Genomic DNA, 22,828 nt, shown 5'->3' on the forward strand with positions numbered 1-22,828 from the left:
AAATGTAAGTTAAAAAAAGATATACTCCTACCTTGATGGAAAAAGTAAAAGCAAAAAAAGAGTTTGGTCAGAACTTCTTAAAAGATAGTACCATTTTAGATAAAATCATCCAATCGATGCCCCATAACAATAATCATATTGTAGAAATTGGGCCTGGCTTAGGTGATTTAACTAAGAATTTAGTTAAATACAAAGATGTGACAGCTTATGAGGTTGATACTGATTTAATCGGTATCTTAAAGTCGAAATTTGCAAAAGAGATAGAGAGTAATAGATTCACACTTAAACATATTGATGTTTTAAGAGCTTGGGATGAGCTGAAATCTTTACATGATGGTAAATATGATTTAATAGCAAACTTGCCATACTATATTGCAACAAATATTATATTAAGAGCTTTTGAAGATGAGCTTTGCGAACACATTATTGTAATGGTTCAAAAAGAGGTAGCTCAAAAATTTACTGCAAAAGTAAATGATAAAGAGTTCTCATCTTTAGGGATAATTACTGAACTTATCTCTAAAGATTCAAGAATTCTTTTTGATGTTCCTTCTACGGCATTTGACCCAATGCCTAAGGTTACATCTTCAATTCTTTATATAAAAAAAGATTTAACTAAAAAGATTGATAAGGATTTAAATAGATTTCTAAAAGTTTGTTTTGTACAACCAAGAAAAAAACTATCAAAAAATCTAAACTCAATCTTGGATAAATCTCAAATTGAGACTCTATTTGAAGAGTTATCAATAAATGACAATCTACGACCTCATGAACTTTCATCATCTTTGTATAGCCAAATGCATACAAAGGTAAAAGAATGGAAGAGATAAAAAAAGAAGAAAATAGCACTACACAACAAGAAACTGCTTTAGTTGAAGTTAAAAAAAGAGAGTTTAAACCAAGAGCTCCTAGACAACAAAATAACAAAGAAAATCAAGAAAATAGTGGTTCAATTGAGCAAAATGGTGATAAAAGAGCTCACTTTAAAAAGAAAAGACCAAATAATAAACCTAGATTTATTAATAAAGATATGCCAACAAGCGGTGATGGATGGACAAATGATCTTAAAAAATCATATCTTATAAATGAAAAAATCCACAAAGATAGATTAAACCCTCACTATAAATTAAATCTAAATACAAATGCCAAACTAAGAATTACTCCACTTGGTGGATTAAACGAAATTGGTGGAAATATGATGGTTGTAGAGACTGAAAATGAAGCAATTGTTGTAGATGTTGGTATGAGTTTCCCAGATGGTGAGATGCATGGAGTTGATATTTTAATTCCAGATTTCTCATATCTTAGAGAGATAAAAGATAAAATTGTTGCAGTAATTATTACTCATGGTCATGAAGATCATATTGGTGCGATGCCATATCTGTTTAAAGAGATGCAATTTCCTATTTATGGATCTGCACTTCCTTTGGAGATGATTGGTTCAAAATTTGATGAGCATAAAATGAGAGAGCATAGAGCTTTATTTAGAGCTATATCAAAAAGAGTTCCAATTAAGATTGGAAATGATTTTGAGATTGAGTGGATGCATATTACTCACTCTATTATCGATTCATCTGCAATTGCAATTAAAACAGCTGCTGGAACTATGATTCACACAGGTGATTTTAAAATAGATCACACACCTTATGATGGATTCCCAACAGATATTCACAGACTTGCGCATTATGGGGAAGAGGGGGTTTTAGTTTTAACATCTGATTCAACAAACTCTCACACTCCAGGGTTTACAAAAACAGAAAAAGCTGTCTCTCCTACATTTGAAAGAATCTTTTCAACAGCAAAAGGAAGAGTTATTATGAGTACATTCTCTTCAAATATTCACAGAGTTGCACAAGCAATTGAAAAAGCTTTAAAATATGGTAGAAAGATTTGTGTAATTGGTCGTTCTATGGAGAAAAATTTGGATATTGCTATGAGTTTAGGATATATAAAATTTCCTAAAGATCAATTTATTGAAGCACATGAAGTTGGTAAATATAATGATAATGAAGTAATGATTGTGACAACAGGAAGTCAAGGTGAGTCAATGAGTGCTTTATACAGAATGGCAATTCATGAACACAGACACATAAAAATAAAACCTGAAGATCAAATAATATTATCTGCAAAAGCAATTCCTGGAAATGAAGGAAGTGTATCTGAGATAATAAATCATCTACTAAAAGCTGGAGCTAAAGTTGCATATCAAGATTATGCAGATATTCATGTATCTGGACATGCTGCTCAAGAGGAGCAAAAACTAATGCTTAGGCTTGTTAAGCCTAAGTTCTTCTTACCAGTTCATGGAGAGTATAATCATGCTTTAAAACATGCACAAACAGGAATTGATTGTGGAATTTTAGAGAGAAATGTATATATTATGAGTGATGGTGAACAAGTTGAAGTAACTCCAAAATATCTTAAAAAGCTTAGAGCTGTAAAAAGTGGTAAAGTTTATATTGACAATCAATTAAATCATAAAATATCTGATGATGTCGTAATAGATAGACAAACAATGGCAAAAGAGGGTATTGTTATGATAGTTGCTCAAATAAATGAAAATGATAGAGCGGTTGCTGGTAAACCTAAAGTTGCTTCATTTGGGCTTCTTTCAGATAATAAACAAGATAGAAATTTTGAAAAAGAGATTGAAGATATTTTAGCTGTATTCTTAGCAAATGCAAAACCAGGAATCTTTAAAAATAGTAGAATTTTAGAAGATGAGCTTAGAAAAGTTGTTAGAAAACATTGTGTAAGAAAATATAAAAAATACCCAATGATTGTTCCTACTATATTTGTTCAATAAGGAAATAAAATGAACTATAAAGAGATAGTAAAAGATGTTTTACTAACTGAAGCTAAAGAGTTAGAGTTAGCTTCAAACTCTATTTTTTTTGAGATAGAGGATATTGTTGAATTAATTGTTAAATCTAAAGGTAAATTAATTGTCACTGGTGTTGGAAAATCTGGTTTAGTTGGTGCTAAAATTGCTGCAACGCTTGCAAGCACAGGAACTAGCTCATTTTTCTTGCATCCAACAGAGGCTATGCATGGGGATTTAGGAATGATAGGAAAAGATGATATTGTTCTTGGAATCTCATATAGCGGGGAGAGTGAAGAGCTTATTCAAATCTTACCTCACTTAAAGAGATTTAATATTCCACTAATTGCTATGGCAAAAAATCCTAACTCAACTTTAGCTAAATATGCAGACTATTTTATAAATATTGCTGTTACAAAAGAGGCTTGTCCTCTTGATACTGCTCCAACTTCATCAACTACTTTAACTATGGCTATGGGTGATGCTCTTGCAGTTTGTTTAATGAAAAGAAGAGATTTCAAAAAAGAGGATTTTGCATCTTTTCATCCAGGTGGAAGTTTGGGTAAAAAACTTTTTGTGAAAGTAAATGACCTTTTAAGAAAAGATAATTTACCTATAGTTTCACGTGAAACTATTTTAAAAGATGCAATTATTACAATGAGTGAAGGAAGATTGGGTTCAGTAATTATTGTTGATAAAGATGAAAAAGTTGTTGGATTATTAAGTGATGGCGATTTAAGAAGAGCACTTATGAAACCAAATTTTTCTATTGATTGTCCAATTGAAACTATTGCAACAATGAATCCTAAAACTTTTGAAAATGAGAACCTTTTGGCAAGTGATGCTTTACAAATTATTGAAAACTATAAAATTCAACAATTAATTATCACAGATAAAAATAAGAAACTTCTAGGAGTTTTACATATCCATGATTTATTAGAGGCTGGTATAAAATGAAAAAAGAGTTAGAAAAAAAAGAGCCTTATGAAATTTTGAGATTAAATAAGTTTATATCTCATAATAGTGGCTACTCAAGAAGAGAGGCTGATACACTTATTGCTGAAGGTAAAGTTAGAGTAAACAATAAAGTTGTAACAGATTTAGCTACAAAAGTTAAGACAACTGATAAAGTTGAGATTGGTAAAAAAATTATCAAAGAAGATAAAAATAGAATGTACACTGTAATTGTTTACAACAAACCAAAAGGTGAGATTGTAAGTAAAAGCGATCCTCAAGGAAGAAGAACTATTTATGATAGTTTAGAGAGCAAATATAAGCACTTTATGAGCGTAGGGCGACTTGACTATGCAAGTGAAGGTTTACTACTTCTAAGTGATAGTGTAGAGGTTGTAAATGCACTAATGCACTCAAATTTAGAAAGAGTTTATAAGATCAAAGTAAATGGTTTTATAACTCCTAAAGTTGAACAGGCTATGCAAAGTGGAATTACAATTGAAGATGCAACAAAAGGTGCATATAAAAATACAAAAATAAAATCTATGCAGTTTTCACCATTTTTAGCTTATGATATACAAACAAATACAGAAAAAACTTCTAAAATAAAAGTTGCAATAAATGAGGGTAAAAATAGAGAGTTAAGAAGATTCTTTGCACACTTTGGACTAACTGTTATGGATCTTAAAAGATTAGAGTATGGAGGAGTTAGCCTCAATAACCTTCCTACTGGAAAATCAAGATTTTTGACAAAAGAGGAGTATAAAAATCTTAGAATTTTCCTAAATGAAGAGAATAATGACTGATTTGTCAAATAGATATAGACCAACAAATCTTGAAAATTTTGTTGGTCAATCCCATATAATTGGTAGAGATAGAGCACTTTATCAACTTATCAAAAAAAAAGAGATTCCACATCTATTTTTTTATGGAAAACCTGGAACTGGAAAAACTACATTAGCTAAAATTATTGCAAAAGAAGTTGGAACAGATTACTACTACTTTAATGCAACAACTTTTAAAATTGAAGATTTAAGAAAGGTATTTGAAAGATATAAAAATAGTTTTATTAAACCTTTAATTTTTATTGATGAAGTTCATAGATTATCAAAAAATCAACAAGAGGTTCTTCTTCCAATAATGGAAAACTATGATGCAACTATAATTGGAGCTAGTACAGAAAATCCTTTTTTTACTTTAACATCTGCTATTCGTTCAAGATCATTTTTATATGAATTTTTACCATTTACTTATGATGAGATGGAAAATATTTTAAAAACAGTTTTAAAAGATATCGATATTAACTTATCAAGTGAAGTTAAAGATTACTTGATATATTCAAGCTCTGGAGATGCAAGAGCTATGCTTACTTTATTAAATTTTGCATACAAAGTAAATCAAAATATTTCAATAGATACTTTAAAACAATTAAGAGCAAATGTAATAGGAGATGGTGTTAGTTCTAGTAGTTCACACTATGATTTAGCAAGTGCAATGATTAAATCTTTAAGGGGTTCAAATATTGATGCAGCTTTATACTATATGTCAAGATTAATTGATGGTGGAGAGAGTGTTGATTTTATTACTAGAAGATTTGTAATATTTGCAAGTGAAGATATTGGAAATGCAAACCCAAATGCTTTAAATCTGGCAAGTAGTACAATGCTTGCTTGCAATAAAATAGGCTATCCAGAATCTAGGATTATTTTAGCTCAATGTGCAATATACCTAGCATCTAGTCCTAAATCAAATAGTGCTTATAAAGCTGTAAATAAAGCATTAGAAATGATTAAAAATGGTAGAATATTAGATATTCCAAAACATTTAGATTCACAACATATTGGATACTTATATCCCCATGATTTTGGTGGTTATGTAGAACAAGAGTATTTAAAAGAGGATTTGAAACTTTATGAGAGTCTAAATATTGGTTATGAAAAGACTTTAAATGAGTGGATATCAAAAATAAAAAATATAGAGAAACATTAGGAGAGTAATATGGAGTATTATAGTTGGATATTGAGTTTACATATAATAGCAGTTTTATCATGGATGGCGATGCTATTCTATCTTCCAAGGCTCTTTGTTTATCATGTTGAAAATATTGATAAAAAAGAGTTTGTTGAAGTTGTAAAAGTTCAAGAGTTTAAAATATATAAATATATTGGTAATCCAGCAATGTGGGTAACAATATTTAGTGGAGTAGCAATGATAACTTTAAATAAAGCACTTCTTTCTCAAGATTGGTTTATAGCAAAGATATTTATGCTTATTTTACTTGTGGCTTACTCTTTATCTCTTGAGTATTATAGAAAAGCTTTATATGAAAATAGTTGCAATAAAAGTGGTAAATTTTTTAGAATGTACAATGAAATGCCTACAATGTTAGCTATTTTAATAGTTACTTATGTAATTACTAAAAACTTCTCAATACTTTTTACACTCATCACTGTTGCACTATTTGCATTTATTTCATATATGATTTTAAAACCTAAAAAGGTTAAATAATGAAATTTGAAAAATACTACCTTTTAGATACAAATATTCTTTTAGAAGATGCTACAAATATCTTTAAACTTAGTGATGAATCAAAAAATCTAATAATCCTAACAGATACTGTTTTAGATGAGATTGATAGCAAAAAGAGTGGTTTTGATGAGATTAATTTTCAAGCTAGAGAGTTTGCAAGAATACTTGAAAATTCAGAGATTATTGATTCAATAAAGTATCAAGATAAAAAAATAGTAAGATTAAAGATAAAAAATAGATATGAAACTATCATAGATATTGTTTCAAAAGATGAATATAGTGTATCTAGCAAAAATGTATCAAGTAATATTTTAAATGATAGAAAGATACTTGAATTGGCTGTTGAGATAAAAGATTACTATAAAACAGAAGTGATTTTTATCTCAATGGATATTATGGCAAGAACAAGAGCTGTAAGTTTGGATTTAAAAACTTATGCACTTCATGGTAAAGATAATATAGAGTTTAATCAAAATTTTATTAAAGAAATTGATATAAACTTCGAAGATTTAGAGTTTATAGAGAATCAAAATATATCAAAATTTGATAAAGAGTATAAACCAAGTGATTATTCATATTGCTTTAAAGTTAAGAATTCAGATCAAATAGTGTTAGCATCTATTCAAAATAAAAAAATAGTTCTTTTAGATGAAGAGGAGGTTAGAAATCAAACAATAACACCACTTAATAAAGAGCAACTATTTTTTTCAAATGCAATTATCTCTCACTACTATAATGTTTTAATAGTTGAAGCAAAAGCTGGAAGCGGAAAGACTCTTTTGGCTCTAAGTGGAGCATTAAAACTTGTAAAGCAGAAACATTTTCAAAAAATTATCTATATAAGAAACTCTATTGAATCTTTAGATAAAGGTGAAGATGTTGGATATTTACCAGGTCTTGAAGAGAAATTTAGAATATATAATCACCCTTTAATGGATAGCTTAGATTATATAATTAGAAGTGAGCATAAAAAAAGAAGAAATAAAAGATCTGATACTCCATATACACCTCTTGAAGATAGCGAAGTTACAGCTAGAATTGAACAGATGATTTCAAACTATGGTATTGAGACTATGTGGGTTGGAGAGATGAGAGGAAGAACTTTATCAAATAGCTTTATAATTATTGATGAAGCTCAAAATATGTCAAATAAAACAATGCAAATGGTGCTTTCAAGAGTTGATAACTCTTGCAAAGTTGTAATTTTGGGTTCAAATAAACAAATAGATAACTTCTATGTAAATAAATATACAAATGCTCTAACAACTCTTTTAAAATCTACTAAAAATGAGAATAGTTTTGTAAATATTTTTGCAATAAAACTTGAAAAGGTCTTAAGAGGTCCAATTACAGAGTGGGCTGAGTCAATCTTTTAATAAACTATTTTAAAACCTAAACTTAAAATATTGTGTTATAATACATAATATTTTTTGTAAAGGAATACAAAATGTCTTTAATCCAATATACCTCAGATGAAATGTTCTCAGCAACTGATTTAGTAAGAAAAAATAAATATATTTTTGACAAAATACAATCAAAAGAGATTCAAAAAGCTGTTATTTTAAGAGATGGTAAACCATCTGCAATAATATTTGATTTTATAGAGTATGAAAAAATCATGAAAGAGTACTTAAATTTAAAATCAAATACAACTAGAAAAACTGATGATAAGGTAGAGAAAATAGACAAAATTGGTGATGATAAAATTTCACAAGATGATTATGAAGTTGCATTAAAAGAGATTGAGAAGTTATCAGTTAATAGTGAATTTAAATTTGATAAGGATTTGGTTGAAACAAACCAAAAATTAGATGATTTTTGGGAAAAATAGTAGATGTTTCACGGGAAACATCTACTATTTATAGATAGACTCTCTTATACCACAAAGAGAATATAAATATTGAATATAAATGCTGTTTAAATTTATTTGAACTTGCAAGATTAAATATCTGTTTTAGATAATCATCATTAAACAAATCTGTCTTTTTATTGACCTCTAAAATTATATCTAAGATATAAGTTCCAAATTCGCTTTGAAGCCACTCATTAAATGGACTATTAAAACCTTTTTTTACTCTATTTATAATCTCTTTTGGAATATGTTTTTGTGCAATTTTCTTAAGCAAATACTTATTTGTATCTCCCATTTTTAAACTACTATCTATACTAAAAACATATTTTAATATATCATTATCCAAAAAAGGTGTGTGTATTTGCAAATCATTTGCTTTTGTAACTCTATAAGTTTTTGTTAAAACTGCATTTGAAACCCAAATTTTTAAATCTGTATAGCTCATATTATCTATAAAATCCTGTTTTGCTGCTTCACTTTTAAATGTTGGAACTTTTTTAAATAGTTTCCTTTTTTGAATATCATTGAAAACTTCACCAAATGAGTTATAAACAGTCTCTTTTTTAACAACTCTTCTTAAATATTCACTCTCTTTTGTGTTGTTTTGTAGAGCACCTATTATCTCATCTAAAAATTCAAATTGATTTTTTGTCAAAGATTTTTGGAAGTTATAGTATCTTAGAAATTTTGAATAGTTATCGTAACCAAAAAATAGCTCATCAGCTCCTTCACCAGATAAGATATCACTTACCCCAAACTCTTTAACACTCTTTAACAAGATATTTAAAGGAGTTGATGCACTATCACCGTGAGGTTCATCAAAATTATCAAGTGAGCTATAAAAATTATCAATATAAGTTTTTTTATCTAAAATAACTTCATGATGATTTGAATTTATAAAGTTTGAAGTAATTTTGGCATATGGAAGTTCACAATAGTTTTTAAACTCACTATAACCAATTGAGAATGTATCTATTTTTTTTCCAGAAATCTTAGTATAAATTGATGCAATTAAAGAGCTATCAACTCCTCCGCTTAAAAGTGAGCTAGGAGAGTTTTTAAGACGCTTTTCAATACTTGAGTATAAAAGCTCTTCTATGCTCTTTAAAGCTGTTTTTTCATCGTTTACAGCTTTATATGTGTTGATTTTATAATATCTTTTTTTTATTAGCTCTTTATTTGATTTATAAACAATATAAGTACTATCTTCTAGTTTATAAATATCTTGATAAAAAGTATCCTCGCCAAAAGTAGAAAAATATTGAATATATTTACTTAAAGCAACTTTATTCATTTTTGGTCTCTTTGGTAAACTATTTAATATATCTCTTATTTGAGTTGAAAAATAGAATTTATCTTCTTTAATATAGTAATATAAGGGAATATTGCCAAATCTATCTCTAGCACAAAAATATGTATTGTCTTGCTTATCATAAATAGAAAAAGCAAAAATTCCATCAAGCTTTGTTAAAAAATCATATTTATACTTTAAATAAAGTTCTTCTAATAATAAAAGATTATCACTAAAATTAAAAGAGTTTTTATTATATATTTCACCTTCAAAATATATAGTTAATAGTTCTGTATCGATTTTTTTCATATAAAATAGTTAATAATCTCTATATAAAAATGCAAAATTCCTACAAAAATAGCTGATGAGACTAGAATAGTAGCTGCTACTTCACTAGGCTTTGTATTATAAACAGCAGAAAAATTTACATTGTTTACAGCAAGAGGCATCATTAACTCCATAATTAAAATTGATGCTATCATAGGATTTAAATTTGTAAATCCTACAATAACTACAATACCTACAACTGGAAGTAGAATATGCTTTACGAAACTTATTTGTAGGGACAATTTCCAAGGAATTGTTTTAACCTTCACACTATACAAATATGTTCCAAAAATGATTAATTGAAGAGTTAAAGATGTATAAGCTCCCATTTCTAGTGCAAAATCAAACTCTTTTGGAATTTTAAACTCAAAATAGTTAAAAGCCAAAGCAAAAATTGCAAACCAGATAACTGGAATTTTAAATATAGATTTTACTGAATCTTTAAAATTAAACTTATCTCGTGCAAAAAAATAGATAGATATTGTGTACATAAAAAATATATTTGCAATATTAATTATACTTGTATAAGGAACTGATTCTACTCCAAATAACGCAATTCCAAGTGGAATTCCTAAGTTTCCTGTATTTCCTATTAATGCTGTTGCTAAAAATATATTTTCATCTGTTTTTGAAGAGAATAGGAATTTTGAGTACATAAGCATAAAAATAAGAGCTATTAACATTGATAAAAGAAAAAATAGTGGAGACAATACAAACTCATAATTAATTTGCTCTTTTGTCAAGCCCCAAAAAATCATAATTGGTTGAAGAAAATATAGAGATAATAGAACTAATGATTTTTCATCTATTTGAGTTTGTAGTTTTTTCTTTGCAAAAAAACCTAATAAAATAAAAAAATATATTGGAAGAACCGAAAAAATAGCTTCTATTTTAAAATCCTAAAAAAATATAGTATAAGTAGAAAATCTACTTATACTGCAACTATACCTTTAATCATATAATAAATTCCTGCAGCTAAAAGAGCTGAAGTTGGAACCGTAATAAGCCAAGCAGCAATAATTCTTTTTACTGCATCTCTTTTAACATATTTTGCACCTTTTGCTTTTTTGAAATCTTTTTTCTCTTGTTTAACTTGTGCTTCAATATCATCAATTTTTTTGAAAAGTTCAACAATCTTAATATAAGTACCTTTATTTTTATCTTTTATAGCCTCTAATTTTGCAAGTTCTTGTTGAGATTTTTCTAAATCTTTTTTGTGTTTTTTAAACTTCTCTCTAATATCTTGAATAAATTTTTTCTCAGTAATATCTAAAGTCTCTCTTAAAAAACCAACTCCAAATACACCACCAATTGCAATATGAGTTGAAGATACAGGAAGTCCTAATTGACTAGCAAAAATAACTGTAACTGCTGTTGCCATTGCAACAGAGAAAGCTCTCATTTGATCAAGTTCAGTTATCTCACTACCAACCGTCTTAATAAGTCTTGGTCCATAAAGTAAAAGACCAATTACAATACCTATTGCACCAACAAAAAGTATCCAAAATGGAACTGAAGCTTTAACTCCTGTTCCACCTGACATTATTGCGTCATTAATAGCTGCAAGTGGTCCAATAGCATTTGAAACATCATTTGCACCATGAGCAAAAGATAATAAAGCAGCACCAAATATAAGTGGAACAGTAAATAAGTTATTTATACTTGATCTATCGTTTGCTAAATTTTTAGATGCTTGTGATACATATTTTTTCATTAAAAAATAAGAGACAACAGCAAATAATATACCAATAAATGAAGCACCCCAAAAACCTATATTTACTAGCTGTTTTAAACCCTTTAAAATTAAATAAGTTGTAAATGCCCATGTCATAATAGCAATCAAATATGGAACAAACCTATTAGCTTGTTCCAACATATTTTCTTTAAAAATAATCTGTTTTTTTATAAAAAATAGAAATGCAGCAGCTACAATTCCACCTAAAATTGGAGATATTACCCATGAAGATGCAATCTCTGCTAAACTACCCCAATCTAAAATAGCAAATCCAGCACTAGCAATTCCAGCTCCCATAACTCCACCAACAATTGAGTGAGTTGTTGAAACAGGTGCTCCAATAGATGTTGCAAAATTTAACCAAATAGCAGCTGCTAAAAGACCAGCTGTCATAGCCCAAATAAAAGAGTCTTTACTTGTTATTAAATCAGGATTAATGATACCACTTTTAATAGTATTTACAACATCTCCTCCAGCAATAATTGCACCAGCACTTTCAAAAATAGCTGCAATTATAATTGCACCTGTTAAAGTTAAAGCTTTAGCTCCAACTGCTGGTCCAACATTGTTTGCAACATCATTTGCACCAATATTTAAAGCCATATAAGCGCCAAAAATTGCACCAATAATTAAGAAAGTATTATCAGGAACTGTACCGTGAGAAGAGTATGTCCAAAGAAAAACTGCTAGTAAAAATAGCAAAGAGAGAGTTAATTTAGCGAAACTTGAAAGAGATTTTTCGGTGGCACTTTCAATGGTCTTTATAGTTTTGATATCCATAAAATTTCCTTGTAATAAAATTATAATAAGGGATTATATTATAAATACCCTTATTAAAATATTTTATGGAAAGCTCTTTTTAGTCGGCTCTTCTACTTCTAGGCGATCTATTTGAACTAGATCTCTCTTTAGATCCACTTGAACTTCTTTGTCTTGATCTTGAAGCTCCAGCGCCTCTACTATTTCTACTTCCTTGACCTCTACCTCTATATCCTCTTCTATCATCATTTCTATCTGTAACTTTTGATAACATTTCAGTTAATCTTTTTAAATCAACTTCATTTTTACCAATATTGTTGTTACCTTTTACATAAGTTTTTGATGCAATAATTGAAGCTAATTTAAATGCAATTGTTGAAACATCAAACTCATCTTTTAGGCTTTCAACTAATTCAATTGCATAATCTTTTATCTCTTGAGTGATAATAGATTGTTTTAAATCATCTATTTTTTTCTCTTTTACTGTACTAATATTTGGTACAACTTTAGATTCAAGCTTAGTTCCGATAGTTTTTTCAATTCTTTGAAGAGTTTTAAACTCATGTGGTGTAACTATTGAAATTGCAACTCCATCTTTTCCTGCTCTTCCAGTTCTTCCAATTCTATGAACATAAGACTCACCATCAAATGGTAAATGGTAATTAAATACATGAGTTACATCATTAACATCTAATCCTCTTGCAGCAACATCTGTAGCAATTAGAATTTCAAGTTTTGAAGTTTTAAATGCTTTAATTGCCTCTTCTCTTTGTTTTTGCTCCATATCTCCATGAAGAGATTTAGCCATAAAACCTTGAGAGATTAAAAATGTAGATAATCTATCAACATCTTTTTTTGTTCTACAAAATATTATAGATTTTTTTGGATTTTTGTAATCAAAAAGTCTAATAAGAGCATCATCTCTTTCTTTCTCATCTACAACATAAAAAGTTTGTGTAATATTTTTATTTGTAACATCTGATTTAGTAATAGTTACAAACTCTGGCTCTTTTAAAATTGTTTTTGCAAGATTTTTTATTGCTACTGGCATTGTTGCAGAGAAAAGTAGAGTTTGTCTCTCACTTGGTAAAAATGTAAATATCTCTTTAATATCATCCAAAAATCCCATATCAAGCATCTCATCAGCTTCATCCAAAATTACAAATTTTGGTTGAATTTTTATTTGTCCACTTCTTAACAAATCTAAAAATCTTCCTGGAGTTGCCACAATAATACTTGCAGTTTCAATTAATTTTAATTGTCTTGAGTATGATTGTCCACCATAAACTGTTGCTGTATTTATTCCTAAAAGTTTTCCAAACTTAAATAACTCATCTGACACTTGCATTGCAAGTTCTCTTGTTGGAACTATAACAACTGCTTCAGCATTTTTACCTGTTAATTGATTTAAAACTGGCAATCCAAATGCTGCAGTTTTTCCTGTTCCTGTATGAGCTTGTCCAACAATATCTTTACCTGCTAAAATATGTGGTATTGCATCAACTTGTATTGGGCTTGGTTCTTTAAAACCAGCTTCGTCTATTGCTTTTTGTAATTTTTCTTTAAAATTAAAATCTTGAAAAGTCACTTTTTATCCTTAAGTATATATTTTAAATATACACTCTTATATTAAAAAACCTTCCTATAATGGATAATCAAATATAAAAATTATGTAAGTTATTAGTATAAAATTACTAAATCTTAAAAAAAGATAGGCATATAAATGTGTATAAATTGGCGGATTTTATCTAAGTTTATATTAAGTTTTGCTTTAAGAGAGGAAATCTCTCTTAAATTTTTAGATACTATCTAAACCTTTATAATCTTCAAGGTATTTTGTATCGTAGTTATTATTTATGAAATCTTTGTTTAGCATCATTTTTTGATGGAATGGGATATTTGTTTTAATTCCAGTAACTTCAAACTCATTTAAAGCTCTTTTCATAATATTAATAGCTTTTTCTCTATCTCTTCCCCAAACAATAAGTTTTCCTATCATTGAGTCATAATATGGAGGAACAATATAGTTTGCATAAATATGTGAATCAACTCTTACATTTCTTCCACCTGGAACCATCCATTGAGTGATTTTTCCAGGACAAGGTAAGAATGTATTTGGATCTTCAGCTGTAATTCTACACTCAATTGCATGACCTCTAAATTTAATACTCTCTTGAGGTGGTAGCTCTTCACCTTGTGCAACTTTTATCATCCACTCAACAATATCTATTCCAGAAACCATCTCTGAAACTGGATGCTCAACTTGAAGTCTTGTATTCATCTCCATAAAATAGATATTTTGTTTATCATCTGCTAAAAATTCAAAAGTTCCAGCACCTTCATATTTTAAATATTTAGTTGCTTTTACTGCAACAGCAAGAAGTTTTTGTCTTGTCTCTTCATTTAGTAAAATTGCAGGTGATTCTTCTATTACTTTTTGGTGTCTTCTTTGAAGAGAACAATCTCTCTCGCCTACATGGATTGCATTACCGTGAGAATCACCTAGAACTTGAACTTCAATGTGTCTTGGATTGTTTATAAATCTCTCTAAATACATTGTTCCATCACCAAAAGCTGCTAATGCTTCACTAGAAGCTGCTAAATATTGGTGATCAAAGTCTTTCTCCTCTTTAATAAGTCTCATTCCTCTTCCACCACCACCAGCAGCAGCTTTAGCCATAATTGGATAACCAATCTCTCTTGCAATTTTTTTACCCTCTTCTAGAGTTCTAACAGCACCTTTACTTCCAGGCACAACAGGAACTCCAGCTCTTACCATCTCTTCTTTAGCTTTTGATTTATCAGCCATTTTCTCCATAACTTCAGAAGATGGACCAATAAATTTAATATTATGAAGTTTACAAATCTCAACGAAATCTTGATTTTCAGATAAAAACCCATATCCAGGGAAAATTGCATCACAACCTGTCATCTCAGCCGCAGTTATGATTGCTGGAATATTTAAGTAAGATTCGCTTGATTTTGCTCCACCAATACAAACAGCTTCATCAGCATGTTTTAAATAAGAGGCATTTTTATCACCAGCACTATATATTGCAACAGATTTTTTTCCCATCTCTCTGATTGTTCTAATAGCTCTTTGAACAATCTCTCCTCTATTTGCAATTAATATTTTTTTAATTTCTGCCATTTTAAGCTCTTATATTTTTTCTACAACAAAAATTGGCATATCGTACTCTACAGGTGATCCATTTTGTACTAATATATCTATAATTTTGCAGTCAAATTCAGCTTCAACCTCATTCATAATTTTCATAGCCTCTAAAATACATAGAGTTTGACCTTTTCTAACTATATCACCAATTGCACAAAATTGTGGAGCATCAGGAGATGGAGCAGAGTAATAAGTTCCAACCATTGGAGCGTTTATTGTAACTCCATTTGAATTAGCATTGCTATCATCTTTTGCTACTTCAGATGCAACAGAAGATGTTGTAGCCACAGAAGCAGGTGCAATAGAAGCAACAGGTGCAGATACCATTGGAGTTGTAGCTACAGTTGTAACTCCTCCTTCAAAACCTCTTTGCATAGAGATTTCAAAATCTGCCTCTTTTATTCTTAACTTATTAAGTTCGCTTTTGTCAAAAACTCTAATTAGTTCTTTGATATCTTTAAAATCCATTTTGTACCTTTTTTTCAAAAATTTCTCAAATAATATCAAAATATTTCTAATTTTAATTCTTTTATTATAAAAAATAAGCTTTTTTTAAGAAAAATAGCTAAAATACCAAAAAAAATTAGGATAAAAGATGATAAGTGATAAAAATTTTATAAATATTGCAAAAGAGATTGCAAAAGCTTCAAAATGTGTATCAAAACAAGTTGGTGCTGTTATTGTAAAAGATGGAAGAATTTTATCAACTGGTTACAATGGAACACCATCTGGATATCAAAATTGTTGTAATTATTGGAATGGTGAATATACAAAAGATCATCACGAATGGTCTAAGACTTATGAAATTCATGCTGAAATGAATGCAATTATTTGGGCTGCAAGAAAAGGAATAGCAATAGAAGGAGCAACAATATATGTAACACTTGAGCCTTGTAGCGAATGTTCTAAAAATATTATTGCTTGTGGTATTAAAAAAATTGTTTATGAAAAATCGTATGAACACACAAATTCAGATGTAGTTTCAAAATTTTTAGAAGACAATGGGGTAAAAATAGAGCAAATTTCCTAAAACTTAAGAGTGTTTTGATAAAATAATATCTTTATTTAAAAAGGAAAATTCTCACTATGAAAAAAATTTTATTAATTTTTTCTCTTTTTATTGGTTTTACTTTAGCTAACACTATAAATGGTATAGCGCTATTAGTAAATGAAGATCCAATAACTATATATGATATAAAAGAGGATATGAAAAAAAGAGGAGTTGATGAAAATAGCGCTGTCTCTTATTTAATAGATAAAACTCTTTTTGAGCAACTTGTAAAACAAAACAATATAAGTGCTGATATATTTGATATTAATGAACAGATTGAAAAACTTGCAAATTCAAACGGGATGGATGTTTATAGTTTTAAATCAATTATTAAACAAAAATATCCAAACTATAGTGATTTTGAAAATGAAGTAAAAGATAGTGTTATTAGACAAAAACTAATCAAAAAACTTGTTCGTGGGCAACTTGCAATTGCTACTATTGATGATGTAAAGTTATATTATGAAAAAAATATTTCACAATATCAAACTTCAAAATATTTTTATGTAACTCAATATAGCTCTTCTAATAAAGAGGATTTAATTGAAAAAATTTCAACTCCAATGAAGGTTATACCAGCAGTAACAGTAAGTGAGCTAAAAATTGATAGTAAAGATATTAATGCGCAACTACAATATGTTTTAACTACTACTAAAAATAGATCTTTTACTCCAATATTTACACTGAATAATCAATATATATCTTTATATGTAAAAAACAAAGAGGGAAGTGAAGCTATAAATTTTGATATTGTAAAAGATAGAATTTTTAATGAAATTATGGAACAAAGAGAGAAGGTGTTTTTAGAACAACATTTTGAAAAACAAAAATTAACAGCAGATATTAAAGTAATAAGATAAGGAGTAAATTAGATGTCAAATAATATGTTTGAAATAGTTATAGGATTAGAAGTTCATGTACAACTAAATACAAAAACAAAACTTTTTTGTTCATGTGCAACAAGTTTTGGAGAAGAGGCAAATAGTAATACTTGTCCAACTTGTTTAGCACTTCCAGGAGGTCTTCCTGTATTAAATAAAGAGGCTGTTCATAAGGCTATTATGCTTGGAACTGCTCTTAAATCAAAGATAAACAAAGTTTCAATTTTTGATAGAAAAAATTACTTTTATCCAGATTTGCCAACTGGTTATCAAATATCACAATTAAGTATTCCAGTTGTTGGTCTTGGTGAATTAACTATTGATTTTGCTGATGGAAGAAGTAAAACTATTGGAGTTACAAGAGCTCACTTAGAAAATGATGCGGGAAAAAATATCCATAGTGGTAACCACTCACAAGTTGATTTAAATCGTGCAGGGACACCTTTACTTGAAATTGTTTCAGAGCCTGATATGAGAAGTGCTGAAGAGGCTATTTTATATCTTAAAAAACTTCACTCAATTGTAAGATATTTAGGAATTAGTGATGCAAATATGCAAGAGGGTAGTTTTAGATGTGATGTTAACATATCTATAAGACCAAAAGGTGATACTAAATTTTACACAAGATGTGAAATTAAAAATATGAACTCATTTAGATTTATTGAAAAAGCAATTGCATATGAAGTAAATAGACAAATAGAGGCTTGGGAAGATGGAGAGTATGAAGATAAAATTGTTCAAGAGACAAGACTTTTTGATACAACTACTGGAGAGACAAGATCTATGAGAGGAAAAGAGGATGCTGCTGATTATAGATATTTTCCAGATCCAGATCTGCTTCCATTAATTATTAGTGATGAGATGATTAAAGAGTACTCTAAAATTCCAGAACTTCCTGATGAGAAAAAAGAGAGATTTGTAAAAGAGTATGGACTAAAAGAGTATGATGCTTCTGTTATAACTTCATCTTTAGAGATGGCAAACTACTTTGATGAGATGATGAGTGAAGGAATTAGTGCTAAAAATGCTACAACTTGGCTTACTGTTGAACTTCAAGGAAGATTAAAAGAGGGTGTTACTATTGAGCAATCACCAATAGATGCAAAAACACTAGCAACAATTGTTAAAAGAATTGAAGATAGTACAATCTCTGGAAAAGCTGCCAAAGAGGTTTTAGATTATCTGATTGAAAAAAGTTCAAAAAATGTTGATGAAGCAATTGACAAGTTAGGTTTAAAACAAGTTTCAGATGATGGTTCTTTATTAGCAATTATCGATGAAATTTTAGCTTCAAATGCTGATAAAGTAGCAGAGTACAAAGCTGGGAAAGAGAAGATGTTTGCATTTTTTGTTGGACAAACTATGAAGGCATCTAAAGGAAGTGCAAATCCTCAAAAAGTAAATGAACTAATTAAAGAGAGATTATCAAAATAATGCAAAAAGGTAAGATTGCAGTTATTGGTGCTGGAAAATGGGGACAGGCTCTTCATTTTGCACTAAGTGCTAAACAAGATTGTTATATTACTTCAAGAACAAAAAGAGATATTAAAAACTTTGTTGATTTAGAGTTTGCACTATCTTGTGAATATTTAGTAATTGCAATCCCAGCTCAAGAGATAAGAGCTTGGCTAAAAGATAACTTTGTTTTTAATAATCAAAAAATATTGGTTGCAAGTAAAGGAATAGAGGCTTCAACTGGAGATTTTTTAAATGAAATCTATGCCTCTTTTGTTCCAGATAAAAATATTGGATTTATCTCAGGACCATCCTTTGCTGCTGAGGTTATACAAGGTCTTCCTTGTGCACTGGTAATAAACTCAAAATCAAAAAAACTATATAGACAATTTAGCCCTTTTTTCCCAAATTTCATAAAAACTTACTATAGCTCTGATGTAATAGGAGCTGAAATTGCAGGTGCATACAAAAATGTTCTTGCAATTGCAAGTGGAATTTGTGAAGGATTAAATCTTGGTAAAAATGCTCAAGCATCTTTAATTGCAAGAGGTTTAGTAGAGATGCAAAGATTTGGAAAATATTTTGGAGCAAAAAACTCATCATTTTTAGGTCTTAGTGGTGCTGGAGATCTATTTTTAACAGCAAATTCTACAATGAGCAGAAACTTTAGAGTAGGTTTAGGTTTATCAAAAAATAAAGAGTTACAAGATATCTTAGAAGAGCTAGGAGAGGTTGCAGAGGGTGTTAAAACAGCTTATGCTATCGATAAACTTGCCAATAAACATAATATATACACACCAATAGCAAAAGAGATAAAACTAATTTTAGATGGTAAAAAACCTCAAGATAGTCTAAAGGATTTATTAAAAAACTAAAGGATTTAAAATGAAAGCTTTTGTAGTAGAAAAAGATGAAAATGGGAATATATCTTCAAGTGTAAAAGAGATAGAAAAACCAATATGTGGTGAAAATGAAGTTATTATAAAGGCTACTTACTCATCTTTAAATTATAAAGATGCACTAAGTTCAATTGGACATCCTGGAGTTACAAAAAAATTTCCTCATATTACTGGAGTAGATGTTGCTGGAATAATAGTTGAAACTAAATCTTCAAAATTTAAAGTAGGAGATAGAGTATTAGTAACTGGCTATGATTTTGGAATGAATAGTAATGGTGGGCATAGTCAATATGTAAAAGTACCATCAAACTGGGTAGCAAAAATTCCTGATAAATTAAGTGATAAAGATATAATGATTTATGGTACAGCAGGACTTACAGCAGCACTAAGTATCAATGAGATAATAAATCATATTAAAGATTTTAAAGGTAGCCATATTTTAGTTACAGGTGCCACAGGTGGAGTTGGTTCTTTAGCGGTTACTATTTTAAATAATTTAGGATTTTATGTCACAGCAGTTACAGGAAAAGAGAGTAGCATTGATTTTCTAAAAGATATTGGAGCAAAAGAGGTTATTTTAAGAAATGATTTTCTAAAAGATAGTCAAAAAGCTCTTTTACCTACAAAATATAGTGCTGTAATTGATACAGCTGGTGGAGAGATTTTATCAACTGCTTTAAAACAGACAAATTATGATGGAGTTGTTACTTGTTGCGGACTTACATCTTCAAGCGATTTACACACAAATGTATTCCCTTTTATTTTAAGAGGTGTTAGATTAGTTGGAATTGATAGTGTTGAGTGTAGTTTAGATAAAAAACAAGATGCTTGGGAAAAATTGGCATCAATATACAAAGCTGGTAATTTAAATTTAATTACTAAAGAGATAAAACTAAATGATATAAAAGATGCCTATTCAAATCTTTTAAATTCAAAAGCTGTTGGAAGATATTTAGTAAAAATAGATTGATCTATTTTTACTAATTTTCTGAAATCTCTTCATCTAAAAGCTTTTGGCTATAGCTTGTCTCTCTTCCTGTTTTTAAAATTTTTGCTTGCTCTACCCATTGATTTATTCTAATATATCCTGGAAGTTGTAAAAAACTCTCAACCCAATCACAGTTTTTACTTGTCCAAGTAGCAATCTGATCATATTGATAAATACCCAAATCATAAAGCTTTTTTTCTAAATCTTCATTAATACCTTTAATTTTAATAAAACTATCTTTTTTTATTGAAGCACTAAGAACCATGGGTTTTGCATCAAGAGAGGCATTTTTGTTAAAAATTGGATTTATTTTAACTCTTTTTTCTTCTATTTCTTGTGTACTTGAAGAGTTAGAGATAGCTTTAAATCTCTCTTTTTGTCCTCTTGAAATGAAATATCCAATTAAAATTCCTATTAACAAAACAAGAAATGGTTTTGAAACTATATACTCATAAACTTCTATCATAAAATATCCCCTATGTTTATTTTAATAAATTGGTAATATTCTATATTATTTTAAATTAAAATGATATTTAAATCTTTAATTAAACTCTAAAGTATCAATATCAATAAAAAAAGTATCACTTTCAAACTCATTTTCTAAAATTTGAACTAATCTTGCGTATCTTTTATATTGAACGGCACCCTCAAAAATGATATTATTATTTTTTACTATGATTTTTGAACCATTTTCCATATACTCTTTTAAAAAATCTATAATCTTATAAACTTTATTTGCAGTTTCAAAATCTATTTTTCTACTTTTATCAATAGTAATATTTTCATCTAAATTTATTTTAAGAGCCGTTTTAAACTCATTTAAAACGGCATTTGTACTAAATGTTCCACTTAGTACAAGAAGATTATTTTGTTTTAAAATTGTATAATCAGAAGATAAATATCTTTTTTCAAAAAAAAGATTACTAAAATCATCTACATCACCGATTTTAAACTCATTTTTATCACTAAAAAACTCTTTATAGTCAAAACTATAAATAGCTACAAAATTTAATAAAATTGTAAATATAACTAATAAATATATTTTTCTAAAATTTGACATATTTAATTAAAAATCATCAAAATCAATGCTTCCTTTTGAATAGTTTACAACATTTCCTTCAAAGAAATTTGTTCTTTGATCATTAAATGAAGCATAACCATCAACCCAAGGAATAGGGTGTTTTACATTATACTCTGCTTTATATCCAACAGCTTCAAGTCTTCTATCTGCTAAATATTGAATATATTGTGTGATTATTGCATCTGTAAACCCTAAAATTTGACCTTGTGTTATGTAAGAACCCCAAGCAGATTCAAGCTCAACTGCTTTTCTAAACATTGCTCTAACTTTTTGTTCTAATTCAATAGTAAAAAGTTCAGGTCTCTCCTTTCTTACACTATTTATCATATTTTGAAATAGTAGTAGATGCGTAACTTCATCTCTTTGAATAAATCTAATCATCTGTGAACTTCCAAGCATTTTTCCACTTTTACCAAGTGCATAAATCGCTGCAAATCCAGCATAAAAATATAGACCTTCTAAGATTTGATTTGCAAATAGTGCTAAAAGCAGTTTTTCATCTGTTAATTCACCTTCTGATAAATTTTTATAAACTTCTGCAATATATGTATTTTTCTCTTTTAATTTTGCATCAGTTTTCCACATATCATAGATTAAATCAGTATTATCAGAAATACTCTCAACCATTACAGCATAAGATTTGCTATGATTTGCCTCTTCATAAGATTGTCTAGATAAACAAGCATTTATCTCAGGTGCTGTTATATATGGATTTATATTATCCATTAGATTATTTGTTTGTAAACTATCCATAAAGATTAATTGACTTAATACTAAATCATACATTCTTTTTTCAGCTGGAGTTAAAAACTTATAATCTTTTGCATCTTGTGTCATTTGAACTTCTCTTGGAAACCAAGTATTAGCCTCCATAGTGTCCCAAAGATTTAATGCCCATTGATATTTCATTTTAGTGAAGTTAATCATTCCATCACTATTTCCACCAAAAACTCTTCTATCGTTTAAAGACTCTTTTGAATTTGGGTTATAAATAATCTTTCTTTCCATATCTTTCCTTTTAAAATATAAA

21 protein-coding genes and 1 pseudogene are annotated in these 22,828 nt (G+C 28.8%); 13 read left to right on the top strand and 9 right to left on the bottom strand.

Annotation, left to right across the window (positions count from 1 at the left end):
- Nucleotides 1–35: 35 nt before the first annotated feature.
- From rsmA to CRU94_RS03395, 8 genes and pseudogenes are all read left to right on the top strand, one after another.
- A pseudogene (gene rsmA, locus CRU94_RS03360) lies at nucleotides 36–846 on the top strand (16S rRNA (adenine(1518)-N(6)/adenine(1519)-N(6))-dimethyltransferase RsmA).
- On the top strand, nucleotides 818–2,806 hold the full coding sequence (locus CRU94_RS03365; protein ID WP_129105391.1) for a ribonuclease J: 1,989 nt from the start codon (nucleotides 818–820) through the stop codon (nucleotides 2,804–2,806). The pseudogene rsmA and the gene CRU94_RS03365 overlap by 29 nt, the downstream one beginning before the upstream one ends.
- A gap of 9 nt (nucleotides 2,807–2,815) precedes the next feature.
- A complete protein-coding gene (locus CRU94_RS03370; protein WP_129105392.1) occupies nucleotides 2,816–3,778 on the top strand; it encodes a KpsF/GutQ family sugar-phosphate isomerase in 963 nt (320 codons plus the stop codon).
- The gene (locus CRU94_RS03375; protein WP_129105393.1) at nucleotides 3,775–4,581 is read left to right on the top strand and encodes a pseudouridine synthase; all 807 of its coding nucleotides are present in this window, start codon (nucleotides 3,775–3,777) and stop codon (nucleotides 4,579–4,581) included. Before CRU94_RS03370 ends, CRU94_RS03375 begins: the two co-directional genes overlap by 4 nt.
- Complete coding sequence (locus CRU94_RS03380) at nucleotides 4,574–5,764, top strand: replication-associated recombination protein A (RefSeq protein WP_129105394.1); 1,191 nt, start codon at nucleotides 4,574–4,576, stop codon at nucleotides 5,762–5,764. Before CRU94_RS03375 ends, CRU94_RS03380 begins: the two co-directional genes overlap by 8 nt.
- Before the next feature lie 9 nt (nucleotides 5,765–5,773).
- Nucleotides 5,774–6,283 (top strand): CopD family protein, encoded by a 510-nt coding sequence (locus CRU94_RS03385; protein WP_129105395.1) that lies wholly within the window; start codon nucleotides 5,774–5,776, stop codon nucleotides 6,281–6,283.
- Nucleotides 6,283–7,680, top strand: coding sequence for a PhoH family protein (locus tag CRU94_RS03390; RefSeq protein WP_129105396.1), 1,398 nt, complete (start codon nucleotides 6,283–6,285; stop codon nucleotides 7,678–7,680). The genes CRU94_RS03385 and CRU94_RS03390 overlap by 1 nt, the downstream gene beginning before the upstream one ends.
- 71 nt (nucleotides 7,681–7,751) lie before the next feature.
- Nucleotides 7,752–8,135, top strand: coding sequence for a hypothetical protein (locus CRU94_RS03395; protein ID WP_129105397.1), 384 nt, complete (start codon nucleotides 7,752–7,754; stop codon nucleotides 8,133–8,135).
- A 28-nt stretch (nucleotides 8,136–8,163) separates the two neighbouring features.
- Here CRU94_RS03395 and CRU94_RS03400 read toward each other — a convergent pair whose 3' ends face one another.
- The 6 genes from CRU94_RS03400 to accB all read right to left on the bottom strand — a co-directional run bounded on the left by CRU94_RS03400 (nucleotide 8,164) and on the right by accB (nucleotide 15,911).
- The gene (locus tag CRU94_RS03400) at nucleotides 8,164–9,756 is read right to left on the bottom strand and encodes an asparagine synthetase B family protein (protein WP_129105398.1); all 1,593 of its coding nucleotides are present in this window, start codon (nucleotides 9,754–9,756) and stop codon (nucleotides 8,164–8,166) included.
- The gene (locus CRU94_RS03405) at nucleotides 9,753–10,664 is read right to left on the bottom strand and encodes an AEC family transporter (RefSeq protein WP_129105399.1); all 912 of its coding nucleotides are present in this window, start codon (nucleotides 10,662–10,664) and stop codon (nucleotides 9,753–9,755) included. Before CRU94_RS03405 ends, CRU94_RS03400 begins: the two co-directional genes overlap by 4 nt.
- A 41-nt stretch (nucleotides 10,665–10,705) precedes the next feature.
- A complete protein-coding gene (locus tag CRU94_RS03410) occupies nucleotides 10,706–12,289 on the bottom strand; it encodes an inorganic phosphate transporter (RefSeq protein WP_129105400.1) in 1,584 nt (527 codons plus the stop codon).
- Nucleotides 12,290–12,368: 79 nt separating this feature from the next.
- Complete coding sequence (locus CRU94_RS03415; RefSeq protein ID WP_129105401.1) at nucleotides 12,369–13,856, bottom strand: DEAD/DEAH box helicase; 1,488 nt, start codon at nucleotides 13,854–13,856, stop codon at nucleotides 12,369–12,371.
- 210 nt (nucleotides 13,857–14,066) lie between these two features.
- On the bottom strand, nucleotides 14,067–15,419 hold the full coding sequence (locus CRU94_RS03420; RefSeq protein ID WP_129105402.1) for an acetyl-CoA carboxylase biotin carboxylase subunit: 1,353 nt from the start codon (nucleotides 15,417–15,419) through the stop codon (nucleotides 14,067–14,069).
- A gap of 9 nt (nucleotides 15,420–15,428) precedes the next feature.
- Entirely contained in the window at nucleotides 15,429–15,911 is a 483-nt protein-coding gene (gene accB / locus CRU94_RS03425) for an acetyl-CoA carboxylase biotin carboxyl carrier protein (protein WP_129105403.1), read from the bottom strand.
- A 127-nt stretch (nucleotides 15,912–16,038) separates the two neighbouring features.
- On the opposite strand from accB, the gene CRU94_RS03430 reads away from it, so the two are divergent.
- Genes CRU94_RS03430 through CRU94_RS03450 form a run of 5 tightly spaced genes read left to right on the top strand, consistent with a single transcriptional unit; the run spans nucleotide 16,039 to nucleotide 20,699 of the window.
- A complete protein-coding gene (locus tag CRU94_RS03430) occupies nucleotides 16,039–16,473 on the top strand; it encodes a deoxycytidylate deaminase (protein WP_129105404.1) in 435 nt (144 codons plus the stop codon).
- 56 nt (nucleotides 16,474–16,529) lie between these two features.
- Nucleotides 16,530–17,354, top strand: a complete 825-nt coding sequence (locus tag CRU94_RS03435; RefSeq protein WP_129105405.1) for a peptidyl-prolyl cis-trans isomerase — start codon at nucleotides 16,530–16,532, stop codon at nucleotides 17,352–17,354.
- A gap of 24 nt (nucleotides 17,355–17,378) precedes the next feature.
- The gene (gene gatB / locus CRU94_RS03440) at nucleotides 17,379–18,809 is read left to right on the top strand and encodes an Asp-tRNA(Asn)/Glu-tRNA(Gln) amidotransferase subunit GatB (protein ID WP_129105478.1); all 1,431 of its coding nucleotides are present in this window, start codon (nucleotides 17,379–17,381) and stop codon (nucleotides 18,807–18,809) included.
- Nucleotides 18,809–19,705, top strand: a complete 897-nt coding sequence (locus tag CRU94_RS03445) for an NAD(P)H-dependent glycerol-3-phosphate dehydrogenase (RefSeq protein ID WP_129105406.1) — start codon at nucleotides 18,809–18,811, stop codon at nucleotides 19,703–19,705. Before gatB ends, CRU94_RS03445 begins: the two co-directional genes overlap by 1 nt.
- A gap of 10 nt (nucleotides 19,706–19,715) precedes the next feature.
- On the top strand, nucleotides 19,716–20,699 hold the full coding sequence (locus tag CRU94_RS03450; protein WP_129105407.1) for a YhdH/YhfP family quinone oxidoreductase: 984 nt from the start codon (nucleotides 19,716–19,718) through the stop codon (nucleotides 20,697–20,699).
- Nucleotides 20,700–20,709: 10 nt separating this feature from the next.
- Here the strand turns inward: CRU94_RS03450 and CRU94_RS03455 are convergent, their stop codons facing one another.
- From CRU94_RS03455 to CRU94_RS03465, 3 genes are all read right to left on the bottom strand, one after another.
- Complete coding sequence (locus CRU94_RS03455; protein ID WP_129105408.1) at nucleotides 20,710–21,183, bottom strand: hypothetical protein; 474 nt, start codon at nucleotides 21,181–21,183, stop codon at nucleotides 20,710–20,712.
- Between the two features lie 75 nt (nucleotides 21,184–21,258).
- A complete protein-coding gene (locus tag CRU94_RS03460; RefSeq protein ID WP_129105409.1) occupies nucleotides 21,259–21,777 on the bottom strand; it encodes a hypothetical protein in 519 nt (172 codons plus the stop codon).
- A gap of 6 nt (nucleotides 21,778–21,783) precedes the next feature.
- On the bottom strand, nucleotides 21,784–22,806 hold the full coding sequence (locus CRU94_RS03465; RefSeq protein ID WP_129105410.1) for a ribonucleotide-diphosphate reductase subunit beta: 1,023 nt from the start codon (nucleotides 22,804–22,806) through the stop codon (nucleotides 21,784–21,786).
- Nucleotides 22,807–22,828: the final 22 nt, after the last annotated feature.

Source organism: Arcobacter sp. AHV-9/2010 (genome assembly GCF_004116575.1).
In the GTDB taxonomy this organism is placed as follows: domain Bacteria; phylum Campylobacterota; class Campylobacteria; order Campylobacterales; family Arcobacteraceae; genus Aliarcobacter; species Aliarcobacter skirrowii.

Excerpts from the sequence above, each read along its gene's own strand:
- CRU94_RS03395 (WP_129105397.1), top strand. The coding sequence starts at position 7,752 with ATGTCTTTAATCCAATATACCTCAGATGAAATGTTCTCAGCAACTGAT.
- accB (WP_129105403.1), bottom strand. The coding sequence starts at position 15,911 with ATGGATTTTAAAGATATCAAAGAACTAATTAGAGTTTTTGACAAAAGC.
- CRU94_RS03380 (WP_129105394.1), top strand. The coding sequence starts at position 4,574 with ATGACTGATTTGTCAAATAGATATAGACCAACAAATCTTGAAAATTTT.
- CRU94_RS03400 (WP_129105398.1), bottom strand. The coding sequence starts at position 9,756 with ATGAAAAAAATCGATACAGAACTATTAACTATATATTTTGAAGGTGAA.
- CRU94_RS03430 (WP_129105404.1), top strand. The coding sequence starts at position 16,039 with ATGATAAGTGATAAAAATTTTATAAATATTGCAAAAGAGATTGCAAAA.
- CRU94_RS03420 (WP_129105402.1), bottom strand. The coding sequence starts at position 15,419 with ATGGCAGAAATTAAAAAAATATTAATTGCAAATAGAGGAGAGATTGTT.
- CRU94_RS03385 (WP_129105395.1), top strand. The coding sequence starts at position 5,774 with ATGGAGTATTATAGTTGGATATTGAGTTTACATATAATAGCAGTTTTA.
- CRU94_RS03410 (WP_129105400.1), bottom strand. The coding sequence starts at position 12,289 with ATGGATATCAAAACTATAAAGACCATTGAAAGTGCCACCGAAAAATCT.
- CRU94_RS03370 (WP_129105392.1), top strand. The coding sequence starts at position 2,816 with ATGAACTATAAAGAGATAGTAAAAGATGTTTTACTAACTGAAGCTAAA.
- CRU94_RS03460 (WP_129105409.1), bottom strand. The coding sequence starts at position 21,777 with ATGTCAAATTTTAGAAAAATATATTTATTAGTTATATTTACAATTTTA.
- CRU94_RS03450 (WP_129105407.1), top strand. The coding sequence starts at position 19,716 with ATGAAAGCTTTTGTAGTAGAAAAAGATGAAAATGGGAATATATCTTCA.
- CRU94_RS03455 (WP_129105408.1), bottom strand. The coding sequence starts at position 21,183 with ATGATAGAAGTTTATGAGTATATAGTTTCAAAACCATTTCTTGTTTTG.
- CRU94_RS03435 (WP_129105405.1), top strand. The coding sequence starts at position 16,530 with ATGAAAAAAATTTTATTAATTTTTTCTCTTTTTATTGGTTTTACTTTA.
- gatB (WP_129105478.1), top strand. The coding sequence starts at position 17,379 with ATGTTTGAAATAGTTATAGGATTAGAAGTTCATGTACAACTAAATACA.
- CRU94_RS03365 (WP_129105391.1), top strand. The coding sequence starts at position 818 with ATGGAAGAGATAAAAAAAGAAGAAAATAGCACTACACAACAAGAAACT.
- CRU94_RS03375 (WP_129105393.1), top strand. The coding sequence starts at position 3,775 with ATGAAAAAAGAGTTAGAAAAAAAAGAGCCTTATGAAATTTTGAGATTA.
- CRU94_RS03390 (WP_129105396.1), top strand. The coding sequence starts at position 6,283 with ATGAAATTTGAAAAATACTACCTTTTAGATACAAATATTCTTTTAGAA.
- CRU94_RS03445 (WP_129105406.1), top strand. The coding sequence starts at position 18,809 with ATGCAAAAAGGTAAGATTGCAGTTATTGGTGCTGGAAAATGGGGACAG.
- CRU94_RS03465 (WP_129105410.1), bottom strand. The coding sequence starts at position 22,806 with ATGGAAAGAAAGATTATTTATAACCCAAATTCAAAAGAGTCTTTAAAC.